Annotated in this window: 22 protein-coding genes and 1 pseudogene; 11 read left to right on the top strand and 12 right to left on the bottom strand. The window is 55.3% G+C overall.

Annotated elements, in window-relative coordinates; all coding sequences use genetic code 11:
• Positions 1–95 precede the first annotated feature (95 nt).
• A complete protein-coding gene (locus FFH21_RS19995) occupies positions 96–1,199 on the bottom strand; it encodes an IS5-like element ISPsy19 family transposase (protein ID WP_004663854.1) in 1,104 nt (367 codons plus the stop codon).
• Between the two features lie 103 nt (positions 1,200–1,302).
• On the opposite strand from FFH21_RS19995, the gene FFH21_RS19990 reads away from it, so the two are divergent.
• Positions 1,303–2,787: a TIGR02391 family protein gene (locus FFH21_RS19990; RefSeq protein WP_011169261.1), complete on the top strand. Its 1,485-nt coding sequence runs from the start codon at positions 1,303–1,305 to the stop codon at positions 2,785–2,787.
• A 60-nt stretch (positions 2,788–2,847) separates the two neighbouring features.
• Here FFH21_RS19990 and FFH21_RS19985 read toward each other — a convergent pair whose 3' ends face one another.
• The 6 genes and pseudogenes from FFH21_RS19985 to FFH21_RS19960 form a co-directional block, all read right to left on the bottom strand.
• A complete protein-coding gene (locus tag FFH21_RS19985) occupies positions 2,848–3,639 on the bottom strand; it encodes a hypothetical protein (RefSeq protein WP_041924613.1) in 792 nt (263 codons plus the stop codon).
• A gap of 277 nt (positions 3,640–3,916) precedes the next feature.
• Complete coding sequence (locus tag FFH21_RS19980; protein WP_002554639.1) at positions 3,917–5,164, bottom strand: ribonucleotide-diphosphate reductase subunit beta; 1,248 nt, start codon at positions 5,162–5,164, stop codon at positions 3,917–3,919.
• Positions 5,165–5,755: 591 nt separating this feature from the next.
• Positions 5,756–5,872: pseudogene (locus FFH21_RS19975) on the bottom strand (helix-turn-helix domain-containing protein); the annotation flags it as partial.
• Between the two features lie 68 nt (positions 5,873–5,940).
• On the bottom strand, positions 5,941–7,812 hold the full coding sequence (locus FFH21_RS19970) for a hypothetical protein (RefSeq protein WP_011169259.1): 1,872 nt from the start codon (positions 7,810–7,812) through the stop codon (positions 5,941–5,943).
• Positions 7,813–7,893: 81 nt separating this feature from the next.
• Positions 7,894–8,871, bottom strand: coding sequence for a hypothetical protein (locus FFH21_RS19965; protein ID WP_054073027.1), 978 nt, complete (start codon positions 8,869–8,871; stop codon positions 7,894–7,896).
• Positions 8,872–8,882: 11 nt separating this feature from the next.
• The gene (locus FFH21_RS19960) at positions 8,883–9,851 is read right to left on the bottom strand and encodes a site-specific integrase (protein ID WP_134933191.1); all 969 of its coding nucleotides are present in this window, start codon (positions 9,849–9,851) and stop codon (positions 8,883–8,885) included.
• Positions 9,852–9,940: 89 nt separating this feature from the next.
• Here FFH21_RS19960 and FFH21_RS19955 point away from each other — a divergent pair.
• Positions 9,941–11,103, top strand: a protein-coding gene (locus tag FFH21_RS19955; RefSeq protein WP_086004864.1) for an IS3-like element ISPsy24 family transposase whose coding sequence is annotated in 2 segments (ribosomal slippage) — positions 9,941–10,196 and positions 10,196–11,103 — 1,164 coding nt in all. Because the reading frame shifts where the segments join, the coding sequence is not laid out codon by codon here.
• Here FFH21_RS19955 and FFH21_RS19950 read toward each other — a convergent pair.
• Together FFH21_RS19950 and FFH21_RS19945 are read right to left on the bottom strand one after the other, a co-directional pair.
• Positions 11,096–11,302, bottom strand: coding sequence for a hypothetical protein (locus FFH21_RS19950; protein WP_041924610.1), 207 nt, complete (start codon positions 11,300–11,302; stop codon positions 11,096–11,098). The two genes, FFH21_RS19955 and FFH21_RS19950, sit on opposite strands and share 8 nt — an antisense overlap.
• 191 nt (positions 11,303–11,493) lie before the next feature.
• On the bottom strand, positions 11,494–14,406 hold the full coding sequence (locus tag FFH21_RS19945) for a ribonucleoside-diphosphate reductase subunit alpha (protein WP_011169256.1): 2,913 nt from the start codon (positions 14,404–14,406) through the stop codon (positions 11,494–11,496).
• A 686-nt stretch (positions 14,407–15,092) separates the two neighbouring features.
• Between FFH21_RS19945 and FFH21_RS19940 the strand changes: the two genes are divergently transcribed.
• From FFH21_RS19940 to fhuF, 3 genes are read left to right on the top strand one after another with little or no spacing between them, the layout of a single operon-like run.
• The gene (locus FFH21_RS19940) at positions 15,093–15,860 is read left to right on the top strand and encodes a response regulator transcription factor (RefSeq protein WP_161794678.1); all 768 of its coding nucleotides are present in this window, start codon (positions 15,093–15,095) and stop codon (positions 15,858–15,860) included.
• Positions 15,861–15,864: 4 nt separating this feature from the next.
• Entirely contained in the window at positions 15,865–17,475 is a 1,611-nt protein-coding gene (locus FFH21_RS19935) for an ATP-binding protein (RefSeq protein ID WP_011169255.1), read from the top strand.
• Positions 17,433–18,191, top strand: coding sequence for a siderophore-iron reductase FhuF (gene fhuF, locus FFH21_RS19930; RefSeq protein WP_011169254.1), 759 nt, complete (start codon positions 17,433–17,435; stop codon positions 18,189–18,191). The genes FFH21_RS19935 and fhuF overlap by 43 nt, the downstream gene beginning before the upstream one ends.
• Here fhuF and FFH21_RS19925 read toward each other — a convergent pair whose 3' ends face one another.
• Positions 18,192–18,917: a 4'-phosphopantetheinyl transferase gene (locus FFH21_RS19925; protein WP_200731404.1), complete on the bottom strand. Its 726-nt coding sequence runs from the start codon at positions 18,915–18,917 to the stop codon at positions 18,192–18,194. It abuts the gene before it with no gap.
• Between the two features lie 499 nt (positions 18,918–19,416).
• Here FFH21_RS19925 and FFH21_RS19915 point away from each other — a divergent pair, with 499 nt between their 5' ends.
• Entirely contained in the window at positions 19,417–19,950 is a 534-nt protein-coding gene (locus FFH21_RS19915) for a hypothetical protein (protein WP_004665998.1), read from the top strand.
• Positions 19,951–20,060: 110 nt separating this feature from the next.
• Here FFH21_RS19915 and FFH21_RS19910 read toward each other — a convergent pair whose 3' ends face one another.
• Entirely contained in the window at positions 20,061–20,858 is a 798-nt protein-coding gene (locus FFH21_RS19910; protein WP_041924609.1) for a dienelactone hydrolase family protein, read from the bottom strand.
• Between the two features lie 172 nt (positions 20,859–21,030).
• On the opposite strand from FFH21_RS19910, the gene FFH21_RS19905 reads away from it, so the two are divergent.
• From FFH21_RS19905 to FFH21_RS19880, 4 genes are all read left to right on the top strand, one after another.
• Positions 21,031–21,381 carry a hypothetical protein gene (locus FFH21_RS19905; protein WP_004657173.1) on the top strand — a complete coding sequence of 117 codons (351 nt, stop codon included), beginning with the start codon at positions 21,031–21,033 and terminating at the stop codon, positions 21,379–21,381.
• Between the two features lie 27 nt (positions 21,382–21,408).
• Complete coding sequence (locus FFH21_RS19900; RefSeq protein ID WP_002554629.1) at positions 21,409–22,086, top strand: response regulator; 678 nt, start codon at positions 21,409–21,411, stop codon at positions 22,084–22,086.
• Positions 22,083–23,429, top strand: coding sequence for an ATP-binding protein (locus FFH21_RS19895; protein ID WP_004665996.1), 1,347 nt, complete (start codon positions 22,083–22,085; stop codon positions 23,427–23,429). The genes FFH21_RS19900 and FFH21_RS19895 overlap by 4 nt, the downstream gene beginning before the upstream one ends.
• Positions 23,430–23,889: 460 nt before the next feature.
• Positions 23,890–25,242: a dicarboxylate/amino acid:cation symporter gene (locus FFH21_RS19880; RefSeq protein WP_004657180.1), complete on the top strand. Its 1,353-nt coding sequence runs from the start codon at positions 23,890–23,892 to the stop codon at positions 25,240–25,242.
• 67 nt (positions 25,243–25,309) lie between these two features.
• On the opposite strand, the gene FFH21_RS19875 is transcribed toward FFH21_RS19880, so the two are convergent.
• On the bottom strand, positions 25,310–25,804 hold the full coding sequence (locus FFH21_RS19875) for a SprT family zinc-dependent metalloprotease (protein WP_004657182.1): 495 nt from the start codon (positions 25,802–25,804) through the stop codon (positions 25,310–25,312).
• A gap of 194 nt (positions 25,805–25,998) precedes the next feature.
• Here FFH21_RS19875 and ttcA point away from each other — a divergent pair, with 194 nt between their 5' ends.
• Positions 25,999–26,823: a tRNA 2-thiocytidine(32) synthetase TtcA gene (gene ttcA, locus FFH21_RS19870; RefSeq protein WP_002554625.1), complete on the top strand. Its 825-nt coding sequence runs from the start codon at positions 25,999–26,001 to the stop codon at positions 26,821–26,823.
• Positions 26,824–26,829 lie beyond the last annotated feature (6 nt).

The following is a 26,829-nucleotide window of genomic DNA, read 5'->3' as shown; positions in this document are numbered from 1 at the left end:
ATCACGGTTGCCGCTGATGCAGGATTGACCCAGCTACCGAAATTTCTCTGACCCACGCTTCTACTTCGTAAAGAGTTAGGAGGGTGTAGACAAAATCATGTAGTGAGTCGGCGCGCGAGTATTCGAGCCTCGGCCAACCAAACCCATGCCTCGCTTACCGCAAAAAGGCGATCATGATGCATGATCAGTCGCCGAGCTCTCTCATTCCAGGCATGAGTTCGCTCCACTACCCATCGCTTGGGCATGACCACAAATCCAGTCTGAACAGGCTCCACGGAAAATAGATCGCCTTGTTCAGAGTGCCATTGCCCTGTTCTTCTGTTATTCGGGCCACGGATCACTTGAACATCGATAGCGTGCAGTTGATGGGTGCGCTGTGCCCATTTTCCTGCGTACGCACTATCAACAAAAAGCGTGCTCAGTGACGGATATTTTTCCTTCGAGTACGCCACCGCATCATCCGCCGCGTCACGATCCTGCACGCTTGCAGCACTGATACTGACAGCCAGCAGCAGGCCCAATGTATCGACAATCAGACTTCGTTTACGCCCCTTCACTTTTTTGCCTGCGTCGTAGCCGCTGTCACCGCCTTGAGGAGAACTGCGGGTCGACTGTGAATCCAGGATCGCTGCTGACGGGCTGTCAGCGCGTTCTTCCCGCTCACGCCATTGAGCTCGCAAGCGATCATGCATTTGCTCGAACTTGCCTTGAGCGCTCCACCGGCGGAACGTTTTGTAGACATTGTCCCAATGAGGAAAATCGCGGGGTAGCATTCGCCATGAGCACCCCGTGCGTACGACATAGCAACAGGCTTCCAGCAACGTGCGCCGAGAGTGAAGCGGTGGCACTCCTCGTCCGCCCTGGCTTTCAAACAGGTCGGCGACCAGTGCCCACTCGGTATCTGTCAAGCAACTCGGATATAGCTGCTCCGGCAGTTGGCGGCGGTGGGTTTCATTGTAGCCATAGGCTTTATTAGGTTCAGGTGACTGAAAACTTCCCTTGGCCCGCTGCTTTACACGCGTAATCCCTGCCATTTTCAACGCTTTTGCAAAGGTGTCGGGATGCGCAGTGATACCGGTTTCGGCGAAGAATACGAGCGCCAATTCGGCCTGGCTGGAATAGGGCTGTGCATGAGCGAGTTTCACCAGCACGGGATAGTGCTCGGCGGCAATCGAGCGAGGACGTCCGGTTTTAGGCATGGCTTGAGGGCTATTCAGACAAGGGAGTGAAAGTTTAATTTATTTTGTCTACACCCTCCTAGCAGAGTTGATATCTAACTCATATGACGCGGATGCTTCAAAAGTGAGTCTGAAGTTTCACGAAAGCGCTAGAGGTCCAATTTCCATAAATGTTGTTGATGACGGTCATGGTATGTCGTCCAGTGACATTCAAAATAAATTTTTAGTGATTGGTAGAAATCGTAGAAAGGATGAAGGAGACGTTCCTACCCGAGTGTTTGAGCGATTAGCGACCGGAAAAAAAGGATTGGGAAAGCTTGCGCTTTTTGGTCTGGCAAAAGTTATTACTGTTGATACTGTTTGCCGTGGGAAGAGAAATCGATTTGTTTTAGATTGGGATAAACTGATGAGTGCTGAGGGGAGCTATAACCCCACAGCTGATTTAATTGATGAAAGCACAACGAAGTCAGATGGTACTACGATAAAATTATCTCAGCTAAAACGACAGTCGGCATTTGATGTGGAGAGTTTGGCAGATAGCTTGTCAAAGATATTTATTGTTGATAAGGATTTTGAGATACTTTTAATAAAGTCCACAGGTGAGGAGTTGATAGTAGATAACGATAGGCGTTATTCTCAGCTTAATAAGCAGTTTGAATGGGAGATTGATTCGCTAGTTGATAGTGGAAGCATTTATAAAGGAGAGGTCGGTGGTATGTTATATACTGCTGAAACTCCTATTAAACCAAATCCCGGCTTGCGGGGTGTGTCACTATTTTCAAGGGGCAAGCTAGTCAATGCTCCTGAGTTTTTTTCAAATAGTACCTCAAGCCACTTTTTTCAATACCTTACAGGTTGGATACAGGCAGACTTTATAGATTTATTATCTGAAGATGTAATATCAACTAATAGACAGTCAATAAATTGGGATAATGAAGAGATGCAGTTGTTCAGAGAGTTTCTCTCTGATTTGATTTCAAAAGTTAACTCCAGTTGGAGGGAGAAAAGAAAGGAAAAAAAAGATGATGAGCTAAAGCACATCACCGGTATTGATACTCAGAAGTGGATGTCTACAATGCCAGAGGATGTGCAACTGCAGACTTCAAAAATAATTGATGCTCTCTCAAGCGAGGATGCATTCACAAAATTTACTCCTGTTATTGAAGCACTCCATGCGATCATCCCGGAATATCCACAACTGCATTGGCGTCATTTGAACGAGAAGATTAGAGAGCGTATAAAAGTATATTATGAAAACAAACAATACGGCGAAGCAGCTGATCAAAGCGTAAAAATATATTGTGAATATATTCGTGAACTTACTGGCTTCGCCGAAGATGGCGTGGAGCTTACAGGTAAGGTGTTCTCTTCAAAGAATAAGCCATTTTTTGAAGTTGGTGATATTAGTACTGTAACAGGAATAAATTTACAAAGTGGACAAGACTTTTTTTCGAGGGGGCTAATCACCGGTTTTAGAAATCCAGTGGCTCATGCACCTTTAGACGCTATAATTCCTAAGATATTCACCGAGATGGATTGTTTAAATGTCTTAAGTCTAACATCTTACTTGTTAGAGCGGTTGGATCGCGGGCGTCTAATTGCTGATTGATTTTATAGTAATTTTGGTTTTGTTGCTGTGTGCGAAGTCAGAAGAATCAGCTACTGACTGTTAGTATCTTTGACTTATGGCTTCGTGTTGATTTTTTTTATTATCGATATTTTGGTTTAGTATGCTTTTAGGTTCGTAAATGGTTGATATCACCATGCCTCTTGCTGTAAGGCTAATTTGCCAGAATTTATTTATATAAAAGCGATGCTCTTGTTCCTCTGGGTCATACTTGCTTTCGCCATATTTCTCTTTCAAGATTTTGAGTGTTGCATTATAGAGGGAGTCTCTATATTTTTTTAAGTCATCGTCTGTTTTTCTTACGATGTTAAAATTTTCATCTATGTTAATAGAGTCCAGTTGCTTGAAATGAAAAAGAACGTGAGAGATTCGCTTTGAGTCACCAAAAGTTATTGGGTAATAAGTCACGCTGCTAAATAAGTTGTCGTCTATGTCAACTGAGATCCATAGCTTTGTTTTGGATATTTTGTTATCTTTGTAAGCTGCTTCAATGTTATTTACATTATCAAGCAACTGAACGCTACGAAATCCCTTTGGAAACGGTGTTTCACTGTTGAGGCGGTCTTCTTCTTGAAGTTCCAATATTTTTGTCGACTTTTCTTTTATTTCGTTGCTCAGTTTTTTACGGGTATCTTCATTTTTATTCTTTTCTTGTAAGAGCTCTTCAGTAGCTTTTACTAGTTTTTCATTTAACGCAGTATCTGCTTTCTCCAGCTCTGAAATTTTATTTAAGTTGTTTTTCTCATATATGGGAACTATAAATGTTACGCAAAATGCAATAGATGAACCAGTAGCGATTGCTGCGACTACTATAGGGTGATCTTTCCAGTTCAATCTTTCTGCTCCAGTATATTGCTAGCTCTTCGGCTTGCTATTTTGTATGTTTGAAATTTAGTAAATTTTATCTTTTTTAGGTTGTTGTAGATTTAAGTATCGCTTTGTCTAGTTGTTTGATTTGTATAAGTTAATAAGTTCTATTGTCGAGAGATGAAACGATCTTGTGTATCGCTTCATCTCTTGAGCTTTCTTAACGTGGGGTGAGGTGATTTTATTTTCAGACTATGTGCTAGGTTATACCCTGATACTTAAGGCTAACCTAGCATCGTACCCATCAATCCCAGCTCAACGCCCCACCAGTCTGATACTCAATAACCCGAGTCTCAAAGAAGTTCTTCTCTTTCTTCAGGTCCATGATCTCGCTCATCCAAGGGAACGGATTCGTCGTGCCAGGATACTCTTCCTTCAACCCAATCTGGCTCAAACGACGGTTAGCGATAAACTTCAGGTAATCCTCCATCATCGCCGCGTTCATGCCCAGCACGCCGCGGGGCATGGTGTCGCGGGCGTATTCGATTTCCAGCTGGGTGCCTTGCAGGATCATCTGCGTGGCTTCTTCTTTCATCTCGGCATCCCACAGGTGTGGGTTTTCGATTTTGATCTGGTTGATCACGTCGATGCCGAAGTTCAGGTGCATGGACTCGTCGCGCAGGATGTACTGGAACTGCTCGGCGACGCCGGTCATTTTGTTGCGGCGGCCCATGGACAGGATCTGGGTGAAGCCGCAGTAGAAGAAGATGCCTTCCAGTACGCAATAGTAGGCGATCAGGTTACGCAGCAGCTCTTTGTCGGTTTCGACGGTGCCGGTTTCGAACTTCGGATCAGAGATCGAACGGGTGTATTTCAGGCCCCAGGCTGCTTTTTTAGCGACCGACGGGATCTCGTGGTACATGTTGAAGATCTCGCCTTCATCCATGGCCAGCGATTCGATGCAGTACTGGTAGGCGTGGGTGTGGATCGCCTCTTCGAAGGCCTGGCGCAGGATGTACTGGCGGCACTCCGGGTTGGTGATCAGGCGGTACACGGCCAGTACCAGGTTGTTGGCAACCAGCGAGTCGGCGGTGGAGAAGAAGCCCAGGTTGCGCATGACGATACGGCGCTCGTCGTCGGTCAGGCCTTCCGGGTTTTTCCAGAGGGCGATGTCGGCGGTCATGTTGACTTCTTGCGGCATCCAGTGGTTTGCGCAACCGTCCAGGTACTTCTGCCAGGCCCAGTCGTACTTGAAAGGTACGAGCTGGTTGAGGTCGGCGCGGCAGTTGATCATCATTTTTTCGTCAACGGCGACGCGGGCGCTGGCACCTTCGAGCTCGGCCAGGCCTTCAGCGACGTCCAGTGCGTCCAGCGCTTTCTTGGCGCGGATCAGGGCAGCGGAGTCGGCGGCGGTAACGGCGCGGGCTTCTTGTGCAGCCAGGCCACCGGCGCTGTCGAGGCGGTCCATGTTGGCTTCGTTGGCGTGACCGGCGTTGGTCGCTTTAGCGACTACTTCGCCGTCTTCTTTATCGAATTCGTCCCAGCTCAGCATGGTGTAATTCTCCTGCTTGAGGGTCAGTCGGGTGGACTGGCCTGTTGGATCCAGAGGGGGGGTTGCTTGCTTTTAAGGTGTTGCGCGCAAGGAACATGAATTTTTGGCTTTTGAGGCCTTTGAGTGAGGAGCAGGGTGGCAAGGGCATGTGTGTCGACCTCTTCGCGGACAAGTCCGCTCCTACAGGAGTCTACAAGTCAGCATTCGGCTTGTTGGCCTCTTTGCGGACAAGTCCGCTCCTACAGGTACAGCGTCAGGCTTGATGGCCTCTCGCTCCCACAGGGTTGTGTTTATCCTGTGGGGCGAGGTGGGGTTGCCTTACTGGCATAATACTCATATCAGCCGACGTATACATTCACGCAGCCCAGCACTGGTGGGGCTTTCATCAAGTCTTAGCCGCCACGCTCGGGTCAAAAACTTATACTTTTGGCCGTTTCAGCTTCATTTTCAGGTTCGAAGTATACGCGTTACCAACCAGATTTCGACCCTAAATTTTCTTACGTCGACGTCCCTGACCAACCTGAAAGCTGCAGATAAATCTTCAGCCCGGATAAGCTTGCGGCCATCGACAAGGGGTAGCGACCGGGCCTTTCGCAGGTACTTGCGCACGGTGTTACGCGAAATACCCAGCTCACGGGCGATGAATTTGATGCCATGGCCCTGACGGGCCAACACTTTAATTTCCACAGACTGCTCCTGGGTCAACATATTGGCAGCTCAAAGCCGCCAGTTTTACCCAGGGGGGTCAATTCTAGGTTGGCGTTAGGGGGGCATTTTTACAGTGGCGGTGACACTTTCTGGGCATCTGCCACTGCCTTGTCGTGCATCTTGAATTGAAATTCAGCTTCATCAAGATGACGTTGATCACCCTTCACGAACGTGTGCTCGCCACAGCTCACGCAGTCCTTGTCTTTGGGACAGGGGGTTAGAGCATGATCATGGCGGCAGATGCCATAACGGGTTCGATGAGTTGCTCCAAGCTCAAGTTTGAGAGCCTCTTCTCTCGTGAGCCCGTGCGTGACCTCGATTGAGCGCACTTTCGCTTCGAGCTGACCTGCAACCTGCATTGGTTTACCCACATCTCCGAGCTTAAGGTATGCCTCAATGAAGGCCTCCTGGGGCAGATGGTCGTACCATTCGTTCTGACTAATGTTCTTTCGCCCAGACCAAAAGGCGATCAAGGCCTCGCTCAGGTGCTTGCTCTGAGCCAAGGTGTTCAGCAGGTGACGGAAAGCATGGGTGGATATGCCCATGGGGCTGCCATCCGGGTTAGCTTTCCCGTTCCGGGTAAACACCGTGACCCCGTTGGGATTAGTGCCCAACTGATGGTTGATCTGATTCGTAGAAATCGGTGATGGCAGGTATAAGAGAGTTTCTCCATCTGGCCGCAGCACGTTAGTGGGCAGAACAAAGAGGGCCTCGTGCCATTTGATTTTGGTATGCCCATCTAGGATTGGGAAAATAGCAGGCAATTTCCCCAGCACATACCTTTCGAGAGAATCAAATTCGTATAGCGGGGCGAGTCCAGTTTTTCTAGAGTCCTGCATCCGACTGCGTTCATTTGTGACACGCCCAGTTGCTATAAGTCCATAACCTCTTTTGGCGTGCGAAGTTTGAATCGCCGTTTCCTTGCCCAAAATTTGCGACACTTCTTGCAAGGTTATTGGAGACCCGCGCAAATGCTCGGTGCCGGGCGGAAGATAAAGATCTTTAGGATTGTTAAAATACCACTCTGCTGCTTTTCTTGCAGGAGCTCCCAGCTCCGCTAGATAGTTAACTGTAGACTCAATGACGGCTTCAAATTCATCGCTCGCAGCGAATTTTGTCATTGACATAGCCCCCTTGGCGGGAGCCCAAGCAATGCCCATTGTGGGCCCATCTTTAGTGTCAGCATGACGTATGCAGTTGACAGGTAGGCTGAGAATTTCGCTGGCTCGGCTTGGTGCGTACATGGCCAGTGTGACGAAAGCAGTTGCTACCCTGTCAGGCATGCTTTTGCTTTTATAGTGGATGTCAGCCAGAGCAAGGATAGATTCAAGGCGTGGGAGCCTTGATGTGTGTTTCTCGGAGTTGGTTGAGACTCTATCGTTCCGTACTGGTGCGGCGTACTCCATAGGGCTGCGCCATTCCAGGAGCAAGGGCGTTAGTCGGGCTGGGTTGATAATTTCAGTTACGATTCTTTCTAAAACTCGGCCCATTGCCCATGGGTTTTGATATTTTTCGCGAAGAATTTCGGCTGCGTTGTCCAGGATAAATGGCGTAAGATTGGTGATGCATGGATTCAGGCCTGCACTGATCAGCGCTTGCTCAATAACACGTAGCGCTGACAGGTGTCGATTATATTCGACCAAGCGCAGGCGTCGCATTGATTCGCTGAAAGCAGCTTTGGCAAAGCTCATGAAGTTTGGGTCGAGCGGAACTTGCACCATCTGCTTACTTCCAGAAGGATCCCGTAGGGACTTAAAGTAGGCTAACTTCCTTGTTTTTCCCTGGGCTCTGCCGATGACAAAGGTTGTAATGTCCCAAATGTCATCTTTCCACTCAATATTGGCGAATGGAGTATTTTTGCGAGCATGCTCTATATAGGGGTTCAGGTTTTCCTTAGCGCTTAAATCATTTCTGCCTACGAAGTGAAAAATTGCGCCCATTACTCAATACCTGCCGATTCATCTCGGAGAGCAATGATTTGCTGGATCGCAGACATGGCATTGTGATTGATCTGACGGATCCTAGGTTCCGTTTCCATTTCTTGGTCGGCCACCAATGAGACCATCAATGTCTCCCAGGGGGCGCTCAGGAGGGGCTCGAAATGCGCGCAGCCGGCTAGGCATGCTACCGGCGCATTCTGGTGAGGGCTCCTTGAACAACCTTTGCTTGTCTTCGGAATTGGTTTCTGAGCTGCCAGCGTCTAGATAGTGGATCAAGCACTCAGCAAGGACGGTGGGAGCGCGTCGAATCCAGCTTTCTTGGGATGATGACATCTCTCCCTTCGCAAGGGGAATTCTCAGCGTTACCTCTAATCCATCTTTGCTATGAATTTTAACGTCCTTCCTTAAAATTCTGTAAGCCTGGACTGGCCTGACCCCGGTTCCGATGAAGAACCAGCTAATGGTATAGTCGGCCTGACTTACCGTTCCTTCCGCATACGCAGAATTCAGCGTCTGACTGATATTATGAATTTCCTGTTCGGTAAACGCACCACGTTCAGGATCATTTGTGATCAGACCGAAATAGGCGCCCGTGCTCTGCTGCTCCCATTTGAATGGTTGATCGAGAAAGTCATGTACTTCGTCGGAGAGCCCTGGCCTTTCTAATTTGCGCATTCTGCGAAGCAAGGGCAGAGTGAAGGGTTGGTAACTCGCAGGGATTTTGTTCAGTAAATTAATTTCCGGAATGCCGATTTCACTTTTGTGCTGCATTTCTGGTAGGGTTAGCCAGTGGCTAAGCGCATAGGAAGTAGTGGCGTTGTAGGAAAGGCTGTGAGTTGATAGTGTTATTTTAAATGATGAATATATGCTTTCGTGTAGCCTGTTCCCAGGCTGCAAGATGTCGAAGCGCAGAGGGTTGGCGTTGCCATCGCGATCCAAGATGCTGGAAACCATCCCCATTTTTATTTTGACAATTCTGCCATCGAGCAATACGACTTCGTCTGACACGCTCTCTGGTAATAGTCCTGCTGTGGTTGCCAGTTGTTCAGTGAGGATCATTAAAAATCAACTTATTTTGTAGGGTGAAGGTCGTTAGCCAAGTCTTCCGCGATCTTGTCTGCCTTCTCCCGAATATGCCGACGTGAATAGCGCTCTTCCATTTTGGATTTTTTCGACCAGCCGTTCAGGCCTTTTCTTATCTGCGCCTCTTCTTCGGGCCTCATTCGCTTCTCTGGAGGGAGGCTGTCGATCTTTCTGCTCAATCGATCATTCCAAGTTCTGCGCATTGCATGAGGTGCAATACTCTCTGGAAGTTGGTTTTTTCGACGCAGTTCCCGGAACACGAGGTTGATCGCCTCTACGGATAGGTGGAGGCCCTCACCGGTTGTGAAGAGATAACCATGCCTTCTGGATTTGGCGGGGATCTTGGCCCAGTGCTTCATCACGAACTCATGGAAGTCGTATGCGGTTTGCTCGGAGATGGGCAAGGTTCTGGCAATAGTTTTTGATACACGTACCTTCACTCGCCGGGCCGCATGAGCAATGTCCTCTACCTTGATGTAGCGCAACTCACTGCGTCTGATCGCTGTTTCGGTGAATATCCGGTACATCAGGTGATTGCGGTACTGATGAAAATCAGACTGGAACGGGTTGGTCGCAGAGCCTGGCTCGAACGCGGCCTCAATGACTGTCATGAGCTCTTCAGAAAGCCCCTCAGGTGCATCGCCCTCGTCTGAGGGGATTGCCCGAGGCTCTTGGGCTCGCAAAGCTGCGATCGCATTCTCGCGGGACTTGGCGATGTCTTTACGGGGTTTCTCGGAGGCTTTAGGGACAATGCGTTTGTGATTGAACTGCAGAAAGTTCGCCACGGTTCGGATCCGGTAGCCACCTTCGACTGCGGAAATCAATGTCCGCTCTGGGGTGGGGGTACCGCCGCTGCGCACCTGTTCGAGCCGCACTACCTTATTGGATCTCACTTCCAGAGAGGCTTCGACAAGCCGATCTTGTGCAGCCCGATCAAGGCGAAGGAAGAAGGCCAAATCCTCACATTGCTCCACAGAGAGGTGTAGTGGTCTAATGAAACCGGACACCCATTTAGGCGAGAATGCTCGCCAGATAGAGGTGTCTGATGACCAAACAACGCCGTACCTTTTCCGCTGAATTCAAACGCGAGGCCGCAGGCCTCGTGCTCGATCAAGGCTATAGCCACATTGAGGCCTCTCGCTCGCTGGGAGTTGTCGAGTCCGCACTGCGTCGCTGGGTTAACCAGCTTCAACAGGAGCGCAACGGTGTCACTCCACAGAGCAAAGCCCTGACGCCCGAGCAGCAGAAAATTCAGGAGCTGGAAGCCCGGATTGCCCGTCTTGAGCGGGAGAAATCCATTTTAAAAAAGGCTACCGCGCTCTTGATGTCGGAAGAGCACGAGCGCATGCGCTGATTGATCAGCTCAGTGCCCGTGAATCGGTTGAGTTGCTGTGCGAAGCCTTTGAAGTACCTCGCTCGTGCTACTACAACCATCGCCTTAGACGGCGCAATCCAGACGTTGAGCGAGTCCGGCTACGCAGCCGGGTCAACGAGCTGTTTACACAAAGTCGAAGCGCTGCCGGCAGCCGCAGCATCGTGTTGATGATGCATGAAGATGGCGAGCAGATTGGCCGGTTCAAGGTACGTAGCCTGATGCGAGAGCTGGGATTGATCAGTAAGCAACCGGGATCGCATGCTTATAGAAAAGCGACGGTGGAGCGACCCGATATTCCGAATATTTTGAATCGAGCATTCGATGTTCCAGCGCCCAATCAGGTGTGGTGCGGCGATATCACTTACATCTGGGCACAAGGGAAATGGCATTACCTGGCTGTGGTTATGGATCTTTTCGCGCGCCGAGTGGTGGGCTGGGCGTTATCGAGCAAACCGGATACTGATCTGGTAATCAAGGCGCTGGATATGGCCTACGAACAACGCGGCAAGCCGCAGGGCCTGCTGTTTCACTCGGACCAGGGCGCCCAGTATGGCAGCCGACAATTTCGCCAGCGGCTTTGGCGATACCGCATACGCCAGAGCATGAGTCGTCGTGGCAACTGCTGGGATAATGCGCCGATGGAGCGGGTGTTCCGGAGTTTGAAAACTGAGTGGATACCGACCGTGGGCTACATGACGGCCCAAGAGGCTCAGCGAGACATCAGTCATTATCTGATGCATCGCTACAACTGGATTCGGCCACACCAGTTCAATAACGGACTGGCGCCAGCTCAGTCCGAAAAAAGACTTAACGTCGTGTCCGGGATCAGTTGACCACTACAAGGAACGAATCTGAGCGCAGCACTACCTCCAGATCAATTGTTCGGGTTGCCGCCCATAGGTAGGCCATACCCAAAGCGCGGAGTACCTTCTCGATGGTGGTTAAGGCAAAGCCAACGTCCCGGTATCGGAGAGTGGCATACACATTGGGCAGGAAGAGCGGGCGTCCTTCCTGATCCACCAGCACGGCCATCGGTAGGTCGTCTGATGCAGTGAAGGATCTGATGGAGTAACTGGGCAATGTATACGATTCCGACCTATGAGCTAGATAGGGCGGCGAGTATAGGGAGGGGTATACGAGAAGTAAACCCCTCCAACCCCTGTATTTATTGGAGTTGGAGGGTTATAGAATCTAGAATGTATACGTTCTAAATCCTATAAGCGCTACTGGCAAGCCTCACAATCCGGCTCGTCGATTGCGCAAGCCTTTGGCACTGGGGCCGGGCCGGCCGGTGCTGCTTCGGTTGGACGCGGGGCGGTGATCGCCGAGTCGTCCGGGCCGTGGCCGCCGCTCGATACTGCGTTGAGCTTGCCGGTGTTGACGGTGGACTTCTCGGTGCTGGTCGCGGCCAGGGCGCGGAGGTAGTAGGTGGTTTTCAGACCACGGTACCAAGCCATGCGGTAGGTCACGTCCAGCTTCTTGCCCGATGCGCCAGCGATGTACAGGTTCAGCGACTGAGCCTGGTCGATCCACTTCTGACGACGGCTTGCCGCGTCGACGATCCACTTGGTGTCCACTTCGAAAGCAGTCGCGTAAAGCTCCTTGAGCTCCTGCGGGATGCGCTCGATCTGTTGTACCGAACCGTCGTAGTACTTCAGGTCGTTGATCATGACCGAGTCCCACAGGTCGCGGGCCTTGAGGTCGCGTACCAGGTACGGGTTGATCACGGTGAATTCGCCGGACAGGTTCGATTTCACGTAGAGGTTCTGATAGGTCGGTTCGATCGACTGCGACACGCCGGTGATGTTGGCGATGGTGGCGGTCGGTGCGATGGCCATGATGTTCGAGTTACGGATACCTTTCTGCACGCGGGCACGAACCGGCGCCCAGTCCAGGGTTTCCTTCAGGTCGACATCAATGTACTTCTCGCCACGCTGCTCGATCAGGATCTGTTGCGAATCCAGCGGCAGGATGCCTTTGGACCACAGCGAACCCTGGAACGTCTCGTAGGCACCGCGCTCGTCGGCCAGGTCGCAGGACGCCTGGATAGCGTAGTAGCTGACCGCTTCCATGGACGTGTCGGCGAACTGCACGGCAGCATCGGAACCGTACGGGATGTGCTGCAGGTACAGCGCATCCTGGAAGCCCATGATGCCCAGGCCGACCGGACGGTGACGCAGGTTGGAGTTCTTGGCCTGCGGCACGGAGTAGTAGTTGATGTCGATAACGTTATCGAGCATGCGCACTGCTACATCGACGGTGCGCTTGAGCTTGTCGGTGTCCAGCTTGCCGTTGACGATGTGGTTCGGCAGGTTGATCGAGCCCAGGTTGCAGACCGCGATCTCGTCCTTGTTGGTGTTCAGGGTGATCTCGGTGCACAGGTTCGAGCTGTGAACCACGCCCACGTGCTGCTGAGGGCTGCGCAGGTTGCACGGGTCCTTGAAGGTCAGCCAAGGGTGGCCGGTTTCGAACAGCATCGAGAGCATCTTGCGCCACAGATCTTTGGCCTGGATGGTCTTGAACAGTTTGACCTTGCCCGGGTATTCGGTCAGCGCTTCGTAGTACTCGTAACGCTCCTGGAAGGCCTTGCCGGTCAGATCGTGCAGGTCCGGTACTTCGGATGGCGAGAACAGGGTCCACGGGCCGTCGTCGAAGACGCGCTTCATGAACAGGTCAGGGATCCAGTTGGCGGTGTTCATGTCGTGGGTACGACGACGATCATCACCGGTGTTCTTGCGCAGCTCGATGAACTCTTCGATGTCCATGTGCCAGGTTTCCAGGTAGGCACAGACAGCGCCCTTGCGCTTGCCGCCCTGGTTGACCGCAACGGCGGTGTCGTTGACCACTTTCAGGAACGGCACGACGCCTTGCGATTTGCCGTTGGTGCCCTTGATGTACGAACCCAGCGCACGAACCGGCGTCCAGTCGTTGCCCAGGCCGCCTGCAAATTTGGACAGCATGGCGTTGTCGTGGATCGCGTGGTAGATGCCCGACAGGTCATCCGGCACGGTGGTCAGGTAGCAGCTGGACAGCTGTGGACGCAGGGTACCGGCGTTGAACAGCGTCGGGGTCGACGACATGTAGTCGAACGACGACAGCAGGTTGTAGAACTCGATGGCGCGGTCTTCACGAGCTTTCTCTTCGATTGCCAGGCCCATGGCCACGCGCATGAAGAAGATCTGCGGCAGTTCGAAACGCACGCCATCCTTGTGGATGAAGTAACGGTCGTACAGGGTTTGCAGGCCCAGGTAGGTGAACTGCTGATCGCGCTCGTGGTTGATGGCCTTGCCGAGTTTTTCGAGGTCGAATTCGGCCAGTACAGGGTTGAGCAGTTCGAACTTGATACCGGTGGCGACGTAGGCAGGCAGCGCCTTGGCGTACAGGTCGGCCATTTCGTGGTGGGTGGCGCTGTCGGCGACACCGAGGAAACCTAGGCCTTCGGCGCGCAGGGTGTCCATCAGCAGGCGGGCGGTGACGAACGAGTAGTTCGGCTCACGCTCGACCAGGGTACGTGCGGTCATGACCAGTGCGGTGTTGACGTCTTTCAGCGCCACGCCGTCATACAGGTTTTTCAGGGTTTCGGTCTGGATCAGGTTGGCGTCGACTTCAGCCAGGCTTTCACACGCTTCGGTAACGATGGTGTTCAGGCGACCCATGTCCAGCGGCGCAAAGCTGCCGTCGGCGAGGGTGATGCGGATCGACGGGTGAGCCTGGACCTGATCTTCAGGGGCACGAACGGCACGCTCCTTGGCGCGCGAATCACGGTAGATGACGTAGTCGCGAGCCACTTTCTGCTCGCCGGCACGCATCAGCGCCAGTTCGACCTGATCCTGGATTTCTTCGATGTGGATGGTGCCGCCCGAAGGCATGCGCCGTTTGAACGTGGCGCTGACCTGTTCGGTCAGGCGTGCAACGGTGTCGTGGATGCGCGACGAGGCGGCAGCGTTGCCGCCCTCAACTGCAAGAAACGCCTTGGTGATGGCAACGGTGATCTTGTCATCCGTGTAAGGAACGACAGTGCCGTTACGCTTGATCACGCGCAGTTGACCGGGAGCAGTGGCAGACAGGTCCTGTGGGGTCTGGCTGGCCTGCGGCGCGCCGGTCGGCGAGTTCTCGCGAGTTGTGTCTGTTTGCATGTGTGACTCCACGTTCTTTAAGTTTGTTCGGGCATTGCTGCCCACCGTTTCGTTTCGAGCAGTAAGTCGCAAAAGGCGACTCAAGGGCTCCAAAACGAAGGTGGAAGCGGGAGGTGCAGCCGCTTCCAGGTTTTGAAGCCAAAAAGGACCGGGCTGTGCCCGATCCTTTGAAAATCTGATGAAGAATGCGTGTTCGATGTTGCAAAACGTGTACGGGATGGCTCTGGCTCAAGCGCGAGCGGTTTGGGTACCTAAACCGGCTTGAAGTTCAACCCCTCAGACGCAACAAAAATGCTTGAATTTCCCATTTGAGTTGTGCTGGTGTTTTTGCGCAAAACCCCACATGTAGGGTGTGTCTCGCCGCCGGGCTACAAGATAATGCGTTTTGGACATGAATTGCAACGCACCGCCTGTGGATAAAGTGTGTGTAGTTTGTGTATGAATCGCACACCATGCGTGTAGGCCGCATAACTACTGGATCGTGACCGTTTGTCACCGATTTCTGTAGGTGCTGGCGACAGGTTGCTGATTTTTGAGGGCGCGAACCCTATCACAAAAAAACGCTGCTGCAAGACCTGTCTGGCATGTGATGTGCTAAGTCGCGCCGGTGTCGTGCGAGGCGGGCGGCGGTTGCTACACTCGCCTGCGACGCGGTGCCGCAACCCTTGTTTTGAATAACAACAACAATGGGTCAATCACAACAAGGGGAGATTGCTTTGGAGCCACACACCTGGCATGTACTGATTGTCGAAGATGACCAGCGACTGGCCGAGCTGACCAGCGATTACCTGCACAACAACGGCCTGCGCGTGAGCATTGAGGGCAATGGCGCGCTGGCGGCGGCGCGAATAATTGCCGAACAGCCGGATCTGGTGATTCTCGACCTGATGTTGCCCGGTGAGGACGGTTTCAGTATCTGTCGCTCGGTACGTGACCGTTACGACGGGCCGATTCTGATGCTCACCGCACGTACCGATGACACCGATCATATTCAGGGGCTCGATACCGGGGCTGACGATTTCGTCTGCAAACCTGTGCATCCGCGCGTGCTGCTGGCGCGTATTCATGCCTTGCTGCGCCGCAGTGAAGCGCCGCAGGTGCCTGCTGCAGAGCTGCGGCGGTTGGTGTTCGGCCCGTTGGTGGTGGACAACGCCCTGCGCGAGGCCTGGCTGCGCGAGCAGAGCATCGAACTGACCGGCGCCGAATTCGACCTGCTGTGGCTGCTGGTGGCCAACGCCGGGCGCACGCTGTCCCGCGAGGAAATCTTCACTGCGCTGCGCGGTGTGGGTTATGACGGGCAGGATCGCTCTATCGACGTGCGTATCTCGCGCATCCGCCCGAAAATCGGCGACGACCCCATCCACCCGCGTCTGATCAAGACCGTGCGCAGCAAGGGCTATCTGTTTGTGCCCGAAGCGGCGCAGGACATGAGCGGCCACGTGTTCAGCGGCTGACCTTATGAACTCGATCTTTCTGCGGATCTACGGCGGCATGCTCGGCGTACTGGTGCTGGTCGCGCTGCTTGGCGTGTTCGCCCTGCACGTGCTCAATCAGTCGCGCGGCGAGCAATACCGCGAACGTCTGGCCCACGGCACCTTTACGGTGATGGCCGATAACCTTGTGCCGCTCAACGACATCGAGCGCCGCCGCGCCCTGGCGATCTGGGAGCGCTTGCTGGGCATTCCCCTCAGCCTGCAAAGCATCGAGCAGGCTGGACTGGACAGCGGCGCACGCGGTCGTATGGCGCGTGGGCAGGTGGTGGTCGAGCAGATCGGCCCGCACGCCGCCAGGGTCTATCGTCAACTGAACGACAAGGAACCGCTGCTGCTGAGCGGCGAGGTGCAGCAGATCACCGAGCAACTGGCGCGAGCCACTATTTACCTGCTGATCGACGAGCTGGTGCGCTTTCCGGTCGATGAGCAACCGGCACGGCTGCAGGCCCTGCGCAGTGACAAGGGCTTTGGTTTCGACTTGCATCTGTTGGCGCTGGACCAGGCTGACCTGGACGATGACCAGCGCCGCCGCATCTATGAAGGCGACACGGTGATGGCGCTGGGCAAGGGCGGCGACTCGATCCGCGTGCTGGCCGGGATCGTCGACACCAACTGGGTGCTGGAAATCGGCCCGCTGTATCAGATGAACCCCTATCCGCTGCATTGGCTGCTGGTGATCGCCTTGATGGGCCTGTGTTTTATCGGTCTGGTGGTGTACTTGCTGGTGCGGCGTCTGGAGCGGCGCGTGTTGGAGCTGGAAGCTGCAGCGACGCAGATCGCCCAGGGCAGCCTGCAAACCCGCGTGCCGACCGAGGGTTCCGACTCGGTGGGGCGTGTGGCGGCGGCGTTCAACAGCATGGCCGAGCACCTGCAACGCTCGCTGATGATCCAGCGCGAGTTGGTGCGCGCGGTGTCTCATGAGCTACGCACGCCGGTTGCACGCTTGCGTTTCGGTCTGGAGATGGTCAGCGACGCCACCACTCCCGAGGCGCGGCGCAAATACATGCGCGGCATGGACAGCGATATTCAGGACCTAGACAAACTGGTCGATGAAATGCTCACTTACGCGCGCCTTGAGCAAGGCGCGCCGACCCTGAACTTCCAGCGTGTCGATCTGGATGCGCTGATCGATCAGGTGATCGCCGAACTGGCACCCTTGCGCGCCGATGTGCGGGTTTCACGGGGCGAATGTTTGACCTCTGAAGAGGGCGAAGCCGCCTGGGTCGAGGCAGAACCGCGTTATCTGCATCGTGCGGTACAGAATCTGGTGAGCAACGCGATGCGCCATGCAGAAAACGAGGTGCGCATCAGTTACCGACTGGAGGCGCAGCAGTGCCGTATCGATGTGGACGATGACGGCCCCGGCGTTCCGGAAGAAGCCTGGGAGCAGATTTTTACGCCGTTCATGCGTATCGATGACAGCCGTACCCGAGCGTCAGGCGGGCATGGGTTGGGCCTGTCGATTGTGCGGCGGATCATCCATTGGCACGAAGGTCGCGCGCTGATCGGGCGCAGCGCCAGCCTGGGTGGCGCGTGTTTCAGCCTGTCCTGGCCGCGTACGCAGGTGCCGCGTTGAGTGCTCAGCTGTTCAGTGGTCCGCTTGAGCGCTTCGGGCAGACGTTGCTGGCGGCAGATGATTCGCGCCCTGATTCGCGCCCTGTAGTGGCGTTGCCTGATCTGCTGCAAGCCGAGCGGCTTGATCTGTTACTGCTGAGCATTTACGGGCCGCAGTTGATGCCCAGCCAATTGCCGGTGCTGGTGTCGCAGTGGGCCAAGTTTTACTTCATGCAGATTATTCCGCCGGTGCTGGTTGCCAGTCTGGTGCATGGCTGGCATTGGCCGTTGGCGCTTGAGCAGGTCGCACTGGCAGTGGATGAACGTGGCCTGCCGAATGGCGTTCGTTTGGCGGGTGAGGGAGAGGCCTGGCGGGGCATTCCGGCTGATCCGTTTCAACAGTTTGCCGGATTGCTTGATGACAATCTGCAGCCCTTTATTGCCGCATTGAGCGCCTATGGCGGGCTACCCTGCGCGGTGTTATGGAGCAGTGCCGGGGATTATCTGGAGGGCTGCCTTGCTCAACTGGCCACGTGCAGTGATGTGTCGCTGGCTGCGGGGCTGGCGCTGTTAAGCGAGAAGAAAAGGCCGGACGGGCGCGCCAATCCTCTGTTTCAGGCAGTGCGTTATGTGCCGCAGGCGCAGGGCGGCAAACCACGCAGGCAACGGCGTGTGTGCTGTTTGAGTCATCGGGTCGAGTGGGTTGGGCGTTGCGAGCATTGTCCGCTGTCCGGCTGATCAGCCTTCGACTGCGACCAGACTCAACAGATGATCGCCCAGCACACTGAACTGGCCGTCGAGTTCCTTGCCTGCGTGCCACTCGCTGGACAGATCGATGAGCAGGCGCAAGCGGGCGCTGCCGTCGGCGGACCATTCAAGCAGTTGCGCGTCTTCAAAATAGAAGCGCTTTTGCACGATGGGATAGAGCGCCTTGAACAGCGCTTCCTTGATCGAAAAGGTCAGGGTCACGCGCAGCGCGACTTGATCCTGCGCGCCTGCCGCCATGTCGGCCAGCTCGGCAGTCGTCAGAATTTCCCCGGCCAGTCGCGAGGCACGGTCATGGCTCAGCAGGTTTTCCGTGTCCAGCCCCAGTCCGCGCCATTGCCGCTTGTTCGCCACCACAGCGGCGGCCCAGCCGGTGCTGTGGGTGATCGAGCCACAGACATCAGCGGGCCAGACCGGCGCGCGGTCTTCACCCACAGCAGGAACATGCAGACGGCCATCCAGTTGGCGCATGGCTTCGCGGGCACAGAGCCGACCGGCGAGAAATTCGGCCTGACGCTTGGCGACCGAGCGCTGAATGCTCGCAGGCATCTGCACCGCACAGCGCTGAAAATCGCCGTCAACCAGCTTGAGCGGATCGAACTGCCCACTGACCAGCATCGCGCCCGGCAGCGCATGCGGCAACGGCCAGTGCTGAACGAGTTCGGGACAGCAGACGGGAAGGTCGGGTAATTGAGTCATGGGCGGCATTTTGCCGGGGGAACGGGTTCGAGGGAAGGGCACTGGTAACTATCCGCGCCCTTCTTGACGACGCAGAGCGTCGCGACCTGCATTCCCACGCTGGAGCGTGGGAACGAGAATCTCAACTATCGTGCGTCGCTCTGCGTCGCATGCCGTTCCGGACGCTCCGCGTCCTCTTGACGACGCTGGGCGTCGCGACCTGCATTACCACGCTGGAGCGTGGGAACGAGAATCCAACTATCGTGCGGCGCTCCGCGTCGCATGCCGTTCCGGACGCTCCGCGTCCTCTTGGCGACGCAGAGCGTCGCGACCTGCATTCCCAAGCTGGAGCGTGGGAACGAGAATCTCAACTATCGTGCGTCGCTCCGCGTCGCATGCCGTTCTGGACGCTCTGCGTCCTCTTTGCCAGGTAGAGCAAAAAGCTGGTCACACTTTCATCATTTCCACCCACTCAGTCGGGATGTACCGTTCGGGCCTCTGATGATTCAAGGACGAACTCATGGGCCGAAGCCGGTACACCATCACCGAACCTGAAAAACCCCACTTTCTGACCTGTACGGTGGTGGAGTGGTTACCGCTTTTTACCCGGCCTGTTCTGGTAGACATTCTGTTCAACGCCTGGCGCTACCAACAGGCTCATCAAGGACTGCAGCTCTTCGGGTATGTCGTACTGGAAAACCATTTGCACTTCGTGGCCCAAGCGCCCGCCTTGGACAAATGTGTGAGTAGTTTCAAGTCTTTCACTGCCCGGCAGATAATCCACGTCCTCGAGAAAGCGAATGCCCAGAGCGCGCTTCAGCGTCTGCGCTTTGTCAAACCCATGCACAAGACCGACAGGGTTTATCAGGTCTGGCAGGAAGGGTCTCATGCCGAGCTTGTGTGGAATGAAGCGGTGATGCGTCAAAAGCTCGATTACATTCACCACAACCCGGTAAAGAGGGGTTATGTGGATGTCGGTGAGCACTGGAGATACTCCAGCGCTCGCGATTATGAGGGGCAGCGCGGTTTGATCGATATTCAGCGCTGGTATTGACGCATAAAGTGCGGAACGATCATCTCAACTATCGTGCGACGCTCTGCGTCGCATGCCTTTCCAGACGCTCTGCGTCCTCTTACGACGCAGGACGCGATTATCTCTGCTACTCAACCAAATATCTTCTTGAAGAACACCTGCATGTCTGACCATGAGCTCTGGTCGGCAGCCTTGTCGTAGCCGATGTCCGGGCCGCCGTGGTCGCCGTGGTCGCCGTGGCTCAGGCGGTCGGCGTCGGGGTTGGTGAAGCCGTGTTTGGCACCGTCGATGCTGACGAATTTGTAGTCTGCCTTGGCGTCGTCCATTTCCTTTTTGAACGCCGCAACATTTTCAGCGGTGACCATGCTGTCCTTGGCACCGTGCTCGACCAGCATCAGCACTTTGATGCCCGGTTTGGCCGGGGTATTGGTGACCAGTGCGCCGTGGAAGCTGACTACGCCCAGCAACGGTTCGCCGCGCCGCGCCGCGTCCAGCACGATCTTGCCGCCGAAGCAGTAACCGATCGCTGCAATTTTTTTCGGGTCGGTCTGAGGTTGCTTCTTCAATTGCTCCAGCCCGGCATCAAAGCGCTTGTCAGCCGCATCGCTGTCCTTCAGCGCAGCCTGCATGAACGCCATTGCGTCCTTCGGGTGCTCGGTGTTCTTGCCTTCGCCGTACATGTCGATAGCCATGGCGCTGTAGCCCAGGGCAGCCAGGTCGCGGGCGCGGCGCTTGGCGTAGTCGTTCAGGCCCCACCACTCGTGAACCACCAGAACACCGGGGCGTGGACCTTTTACCGCGTCGTCGTAAGCGTAGTAACCCACCAGTTTGGTTCCGTCGGCACTCTTGTAATCGATCTGCTCGGTCTTGATCGCTGCCTGAGCGAGTCCGGTCAGGCCCATCATGATCATTGCAATCCACACACGCATGGTCAGCTCCTTTTGATAGTTTGAGGTCGCAAACAACCATAGCCGATTCCGCTGCATCCGGTGTAGATGACTGTTCAGCGCCGGTTCATGCCGTGTTCAGTCGGGGTTCAGCCCAGCGCGATTACTGTTGGGCCGTACCTTGACAGCGTCCCCGAGCGCAAAAGGAGTCGATATGTTGAATCTCAACAAGTTTTTCCTGGCCTTGGCTTTTCTGGGTGGCAGCGCCGCAGCGCAGGTGGGCGATGGTCGGCTTGACGTGGCTCGTATCGAGTTCGGCAAGACCAGCGAAAGGCTTGATGACGCCAACAGCTGGGGGCATGCGCTCGGGGAACAGGCACATACCAATGTTTCTGTGGGCACACTTTATTCACCGCCGGTTTACGGCACCCTGACAGGGACTCACAATGGTGTGCCTGTCAGCCGCGAAATCGTGCTGGGCAGCTATGATGTGACACAACACGTGCCCGTCAGCGCCCGCCTGTTGAGTACTGATGCGACGATGTCGTTTCATTCTTTGTCTTGAGGCTGCGATTGTGCCTGGGAGAGCTGCATGAAGTTGTTGGTAGTTGAGGATGAAGCGCTGCTGCGCCACCACCTGCGAACCCGTCTGACCGAAGCGGGACATGTGGTGGAAGCGGTGGCCAACGCTGAGGAAGCGTTGTATCAGGTCACGCAATTCAATCACGACCTGGCCGTGATCGATCTGGGCTTGCCGGGCATCGGTGGGCTGGACCTGATTCGGCAGTTGCGCACCGTGGGCAAGGCGTTTCCGATTCTGATCCTGACCGCGCGCGGCAATTGGCAGGACAAGGTCGAAGGGCTGGCGGCCGGCGCTGACGACTACGTGGTCAAACCCTTCCAGTTCGAAGAACTGGAAGCGCGGCTCAACGCCTTGTTGCGGCGTTCCAGCGGCTTCATTCAGTCCACCATCACGGCTGGCCCGCTGCTGCTGGACCTCAATCGCAAGCACGCCGCGCTGGCTGAACAACCGCTGGCGCTGACCGCCTACGAATACCGCATCCTTGAATACCTGATGCTCCATCACCAGCAAGTGGTGCCCAAAGAGCGCCTGATGGAGCAGCTGTATCCTGATGACGACGAGCGCGACCCAAACGTGATCGAAGTGCTGGTCGGCCGCCTGCGTCGCAAGCTGGACAGCAACGTGGCGTTTAAACCTATCGAAACCGTGCGCGGCATGGGCTACCTGTTCAATGAGCGCTGTACGTGATTCGTTCGCTTCGCCTGCGCCTGATGCTGGGTGCCGCCACTCTGGCGGTGATCTTCATGCTGCTGATGCTGCCTGCTTTGCAGGGGGCGTTCAGCCTGGCGCTGCGCGGGGCGATAGAGCAACGCCTGGCTTCCGACGTGACCACCATGATTTCGGCGGCGCGCGTCGAAGACGGCCATCTATTGATGCCGTCCGTGCTGCCGGGCGAACAGTTCAACCTGCCGGGCAGTCGTTTGCTGGGCTACATCTATAACCGCCAGGGGCAGATGGTCTGGCGCTCACTGTCCACCGAAGGCGAGAACATCGACTACCGCCCGCAATATGACGGGCAGGGCAGCGAGTTCACCAAGATCAAGGAAATCAATGGCGATGAGTATTTCGTCTATGACGTCGAGATCCGGCTGCTCGGCGGGCGCAATGCCGCGTTCAGTATCGTCGCCGTGCAGCCCTTGCGTGGCTATCAGGAAACCATCGACGGTTTGCGCCGCAAGCTCTATCTGGGCTTTGGCGCAGCACTGGCGGTGCTGCTCGGGTTGCTGTGGATGGGCCTGACCTGGGGGTTGCGTGCCTTGCGCGGCTTGAGCCAGGAACTGGATCAGGTGGAAGCCGGCGTGCGCGACAGCCTGAGCGAGGAGCATCCCAGCGAACTGCTGCGTCTGACCGACTCGCTCAACCGCCTGCTGCGCAGCGAACGTGAACAGCGGATTCGTTACCGCGATTCGCTGGATGACCTGGCCCACAGCCTGAAAACACCGCTGGCGGTCTTGCAGGGGGTCAGCGAAAACATCGCCAAGCGTCCCGAAGATGTCGAGCAGGCGTGGGTGCTGCAGTCACAGATCGAGCGCATGAGCCAACAGATTGGCTATCAACTGCAACGGGCCAGCCTGCGCAAGAGCGGTCTGGTGCGCCATCACGTCATGCTGCGGCCTGTGGTCGAAAGCCTGTGCAACACACTCGACAAGGTGTATCGCGACAAACAGGTCAAGGCCACGCTGGACTTGCCGGAGCATTGTCAGGTGCACATGGAAGAGGGCGCGTTGCTGGAAATGCTCGGCAACCTGCTGGAAAACGCCTATCGGCTATGCCTGAGCGAAGTACGCGTGAGCTTTACCCGCTCAGCGGACGGCGATGAACTGTGCGTCGAAGACGACGGCCCCGGCGTTCCGCAGAGCCAGCGCGCGCGCATTCTCGAGCGTGGCGAACGCCTGGACCGCCAGAACCCCGGACAGGGCATTGGTCTGGCGGTGGTCAAGGACATCATCGAAAGCTACGGCGCACAATTGACGCTGGGCGATTCCCCGCTGGGCGGCGCGGCGTTCAGGATTCATTTTCTGGCGCAGTAAGGGTGTGTTCACCCGAGTTTCAAGAGCGGACGCAGAGCGTCCAGAACGGCATGCCAACGCGGAGCATTGGCACGATAGTGTTATCACACCTGTCGTTGCTCACGCTTCAGCATGGCAATGCCGTTCTGGACGCTCTGCGTCACACCTCTGCGCGTCACCAGGTACTCCAGTCACCACAGAAAGACGGCGGATACCCGCCACTGTGTGCCCATTTTTCCCACCATACGGCGGAAAACCGCCACGTCTTTTTCGGTTTGCGTCTACCGTTACCCGTCTGCGCCTTGTAATGCGGGGTTTTGATGGCTATTTGATTCTATGGCACGCCTATTGCTATCTACATGGCAGAGGCCTGCCTTGCGCAGCTCGACAAAACAAATCCCTCCAGTGCAGGAGGGTTAGCGCTTTATAGGCTCGCGTGCATCAGGTGAAGATGCCGACGACGCCCTTGAGGAAAACTGCAATGACGACTCGTCAGCCCATCTACAAATCCCTCTATTTTCAGGTAATCGTTGCGATTGTCATCGGTATCCTGATCGGTCACTTCTACCCGGACACCGGCAAGGCTCTAAAGCCGCTGGGTGACGGGTTTATCAAACTGATCAAGATGGTTATCGCGCCGATCATCTTCTGTACCGTCGTCAGCGGCATCGCCGGCATGCAGAACATGAAGTCGGTCGGCAAGACCGGCGGTTATGCGCTGCTGTACTTCGAGATCGTTTCGACCATCGCTCTGCTGATCGGTCTGATCGTGGTCAACGTGGTTCAGCCGGGTGCCGGCATGAACATCGACGTCAGCACGCTCGACGCTTCCAAGATCGCGGCTTATGTGACTGCCGGTCAGGATCAGAGCATCGTCGGCTTCATCCTCAACGTGATTCCGAACACCATCGTCGGCGCGTTTGCCAACGGCGATATCCTGCAAGTCCTGATGTTCTCGGTGATCTTCGGCTTCGCCCTGCATCGTCTGGGTTCGTACGGCAAGCCGGTTCTGGACTTCATCGATCGCTTCGCCCACGTGATGTTCAACATCATCAACATGATCATGAAGCTGGCACCTATCGGTGCGTTCGGTGCCATGGCCTTCACCATCGGCGCCTACGGCGTAAGCTCGCTGGTGCAGTTGGGTCAGTTGATGATCTGCTTCTACATCACCTGCGCGCTGTTCGTGGTGCTGGTGCTGGGTGCCATCTGCCGCGCTCACGGTTTCAGCATCTTCAAGCTGGTTCGCTACATCCGTGAAGAGCTGTTGATCGTACTGGGTACTTCCTCGTCGGAATCGGCCCTGCCACGCATGCTGATCAAGATGGAGCGTCTGGGCGCCAAAAAATCTGTCGTGGGTCTGGTTATCCCGACGGGTTACTCGTTCAACCTCGACGGTACGTCGATCTACCTGACCATGGCTGCCGTGTTCATCGCTCAGGCGACCAACACGCACATGGACATCACCCACCAGATCACTTTGTTGCTGGTGTTGCTGCTGTCCTCCAAGGGTGCTGCTGGCGTAACCGGTAGCGGCTTCATCGTTCTGGCTGCAACCCTGTCGGCTGTCGGCCACCTGCCGGTTGCCGGTCTGGCGCTGATTCTGGGTATCGACCGCTTCATGTCCGAAGCCCGCGCCCTGACCAACCTGGTCGGTAACGCTGTTGCCACCGTTGTGGTTGCCAAGTGGGTCGGCGAGCTGGACACCGACAAGCTGCAATCCGAGCTGGCTTCCGGTGGCAGTGCCATCCTGGAAACCCGTCCTGAAGACGACCTCGGCGTTGCCGAAGGCCCGACTCCGGCCAATGCGGTGAATACCACCAAAACCGTCTGATTAACCGTCAGGCCATAAAAAACCCATCTTCGGATGGGTTTTTTTATGCCTGTCGTTTGCGCGGGGGTTATTCCGTGCGCGTCTCGCCGCTGAACACCAACGGCTCGCGGCAGCGGCGGCACAGGTAGCGCCGACCCTTGCGAACCATGCTGTGGCGCTGGGCAGTGAACGGAAAGTCGCTGTCCGGGCAAGGGCAGCGGTAGATGTAACGGATCACGCTGCGTCGCTTGACGGCGTAGGTGTGGCAGCGGTTGGGTGGCAGTTCATAGACGCCGCGCATGATCAGTTGCCATTCTTCGCCATGTGGCTGGATGCTGCCGCCAAACAGCTGGTGGGCAATCAGGTGCGCGACTTCGTGCGGCACGGTCTGGCGCAGGAAGTCTTCGGCGTTTTCCTTGTAGAGCTGCGGATTGAAGCGCAGCAGGTTTTCGTGCAGGTGAGCGACACCAGCCTTCTGGCCGCGCAACTGGAAACTGACCATTGGGCGTTTGAAGGTGCGCTTGAAGAAGGTTTCGGCTTGTTGGTAACAGGTTTCAACGCGTGAATTGAGTTGGTCGGGCATGCTTTAGGATTCTCCAGTGCGCCAAGTATGCCGCAATGTGACTACGCTCTGAAAATGCTGGCCGCCCGGTGGTCGTTTTTGATCAAGGGCGATTGCCAGTCTGAACAGCACGCGCGCAGCATATTTAACCAAAGGTCGGTTATAGGTAAAATGCCCGGCTTTTCTCAAGCTACCGTCAGCGGATATTTCCATAAATGGGCACCCTTTCAGTCAATCAGAACAAACTGCAGAAACGTCTGCGTCGGCTGGCCGGCGAGGCGGTTGCCGACTTCAACATGATCGAAGAGGGTGACAAGGTCATGGTCTGCCTGTCCGGCGGCAAGGACAGTTACACCATGCTCGATGTGCTGATGCACTTGCAGAAAGTCGCGCCGATCAAATTCGACATCGTGGCCGTCAACATGGACCAGAAGCAGCCTGGCTTCCCCGAGCACGTGCTGCCTGCGTATCTGAAAGAGCTGGGTATCGAGTACCACATCGTCGAGAAAGACACGTATTCAGTGGTCAAGGAATTGATTCCTGAAGGCAAGACGACCTGTTCGCTGTGTTCACGGCTGCGTCGTGGCACGCTGTATACCTTCGCTGATGAAATAGGTGCTACCAAGATGGCACTGGGGCATCATCGAGACGATATCGTCGAGACGTTCTTCCTCAACATGTTTTTCAACGGCTCGCTCAAGGCCATGCCACCCAAACTGCGTGCCGACGATGGCCGTAACGTGGTGATTCGTCCATTGGCGTATTGCCATGAAAAGGACATTCAGGCCTATTCGGACCTTAAACAGTTTCCGATCATCCCGTGCAACCTCTGCGGCTCTCAGGAGAATCTGCAACGTCAGGTGGTCAAGGACATGTTGATCGACTGGGAGCGCAAGACACCGGGTCGCACGGAAAGCATTTTCCGCGCCCTGCAGAACGTACAGCCCTCGCAACTGGCTGACCGCAACCTGTTCGACTTCAGCAACCTGCGCATCGACGAAACCGCTGCGTCGCGGTTCGTCAATGTGGTGAATATCTGAGGGTGC

Origin of the sequence: Pseudomonas sp. KBS0707, from assembly GCF_005937945.2 — a bacterium.
Taxonomy (GTDB): domain Bacteria; phylum Pseudomonadota; class Gammaproteobacteria; order Pseudomonadales; family Pseudomonadaceae; genus Aquipseudomonas; species Aquipseudomonas amygdali.
The sequence above is the reverse complement of the archived record's forward strand: the minus strand, read 5'-3'. Positions and strand labels throughout refer to the sequence as shown.

What these genes read in the sequence shown, in the direction of transcription:
- FFH21_RS19910 (WP_041924609.1), bottom strand. Translation starts at nt 20,858, where the DNA reads ATGCGTGTGTGGATTGCAATGATCATGATGGGCCTGACCGGACTCGCT.
- FFH21_RS19875 (WP_004657182.1), bottom strand. Translation starts at nt 25,804, where the DNA reads ATGCCCGACCAACTCAATTCACGCGTTGAAACCTGTTACCAACAAGCC.
- FFH21_RS19900 (WP_002554629.1), top strand. Translation starts at nt 21,409, where the DNA reads ATGAAGTTGTTGGTAGTTGAGGATGAAGCGCTGCTGCGCCACCACCTG.
- FFH21_RS19945 (WP_011169256.1), bottom strand. Translation starts at nt 14,406, where the DNA reads ATGCAAACAGACACAACTCGCGAGAACTCGCCGACCGGCGCGCCGCAG.
- ttcA (WP_002554625.1), top strand. Translation starts at nt 25,999, where the DNA reads ATGGGCACCCTTTCAGTCAATCAGAACAAACTGCAGAAACGTCTGCGT.
- FFH21_RS19965 (WP_054073027.1), bottom strand. Translation starts at nt 8,871, where the DNA reads ATGATCCTCACTGAACAACTGGCAACCACAGCAGGACTATTACCAGAG.
- FFH21_RS19905 (WP_004657173.1), top strand. Translation starts at nt 21,031, where the DNA reads ATGTTGAATCTCAACAAGTTTTTCCTGGCCTTGGCTTTTCTGGGTGGC.
- FFH21_RS19980 (WP_002554639.1), bottom strand. Translation starts at nt 5,164, where the DNA reads ATGCTGAGCTGGGACGAATTCGATAAAGAAGACGGCGAAGTAGTCGCT.
- FFH21_RS19940 (WP_161794678.1), top strand. Translation starts at nt 15,093, where the DNA reads ATGGGTCAATCACAACAAGGGGAGATTGCTTTGGAGCCACACACCTGG.
- FFH21_RS19950 (WP_041924610.1), bottom strand. Translation starts at nt 11,302, where the DNA reads ATGGCCGTGCTGGTGGATCAGGAAGGACGCCCGCTCTTCCTGCCCAAT.
- FFH21_RS19925 (WP_200731404.1), bottom strand. Translation starts at nt 18,917, where the DNA reads ATGACTCAATTACCCGACCTTCCCGTCTGCTGTCCCGAACTCGTTCAG.
- FFH21_RS19880 (WP_004657180.1), top strand. Translation starts at nt 23,890, where the DNA reads ATGACGACTCGTCAGCCCATCTACAAATCCCTCTATTTTCAGGTAATC.
- FFH21_RS19995 (WP_004663854.1), bottom strand. Translation starts at nt 1,199, where the DNA reads ATGCCTAAAACCGGACGTCCTCGCTCGATTGCCGCCGAGCACTATCCC.
- FFH21_RS19970 (WP_011169259.1), bottom strand. Translation starts at nt 7,812, where the DNA reads ATGGGCGCAATTTTTCACTTCGTAGGCAGAAATGATTTAAGCGCTAAG.
- FFH21_RS19915 (WP_004665998.1), top strand. Translation starts at nt 19,417, where the DNA reads ATGGGCCGAAGCCGGTACACCATCACCGAACCTGAAAAACCCCACTTT.
- FFH21_RS19935 (WP_011169255.1), top strand. Translation starts at nt 15,865, where the DNA reads ATGAACTCGATCTTTCTGCGGATCTACGGCGGCATGCTCGGCGTACTG.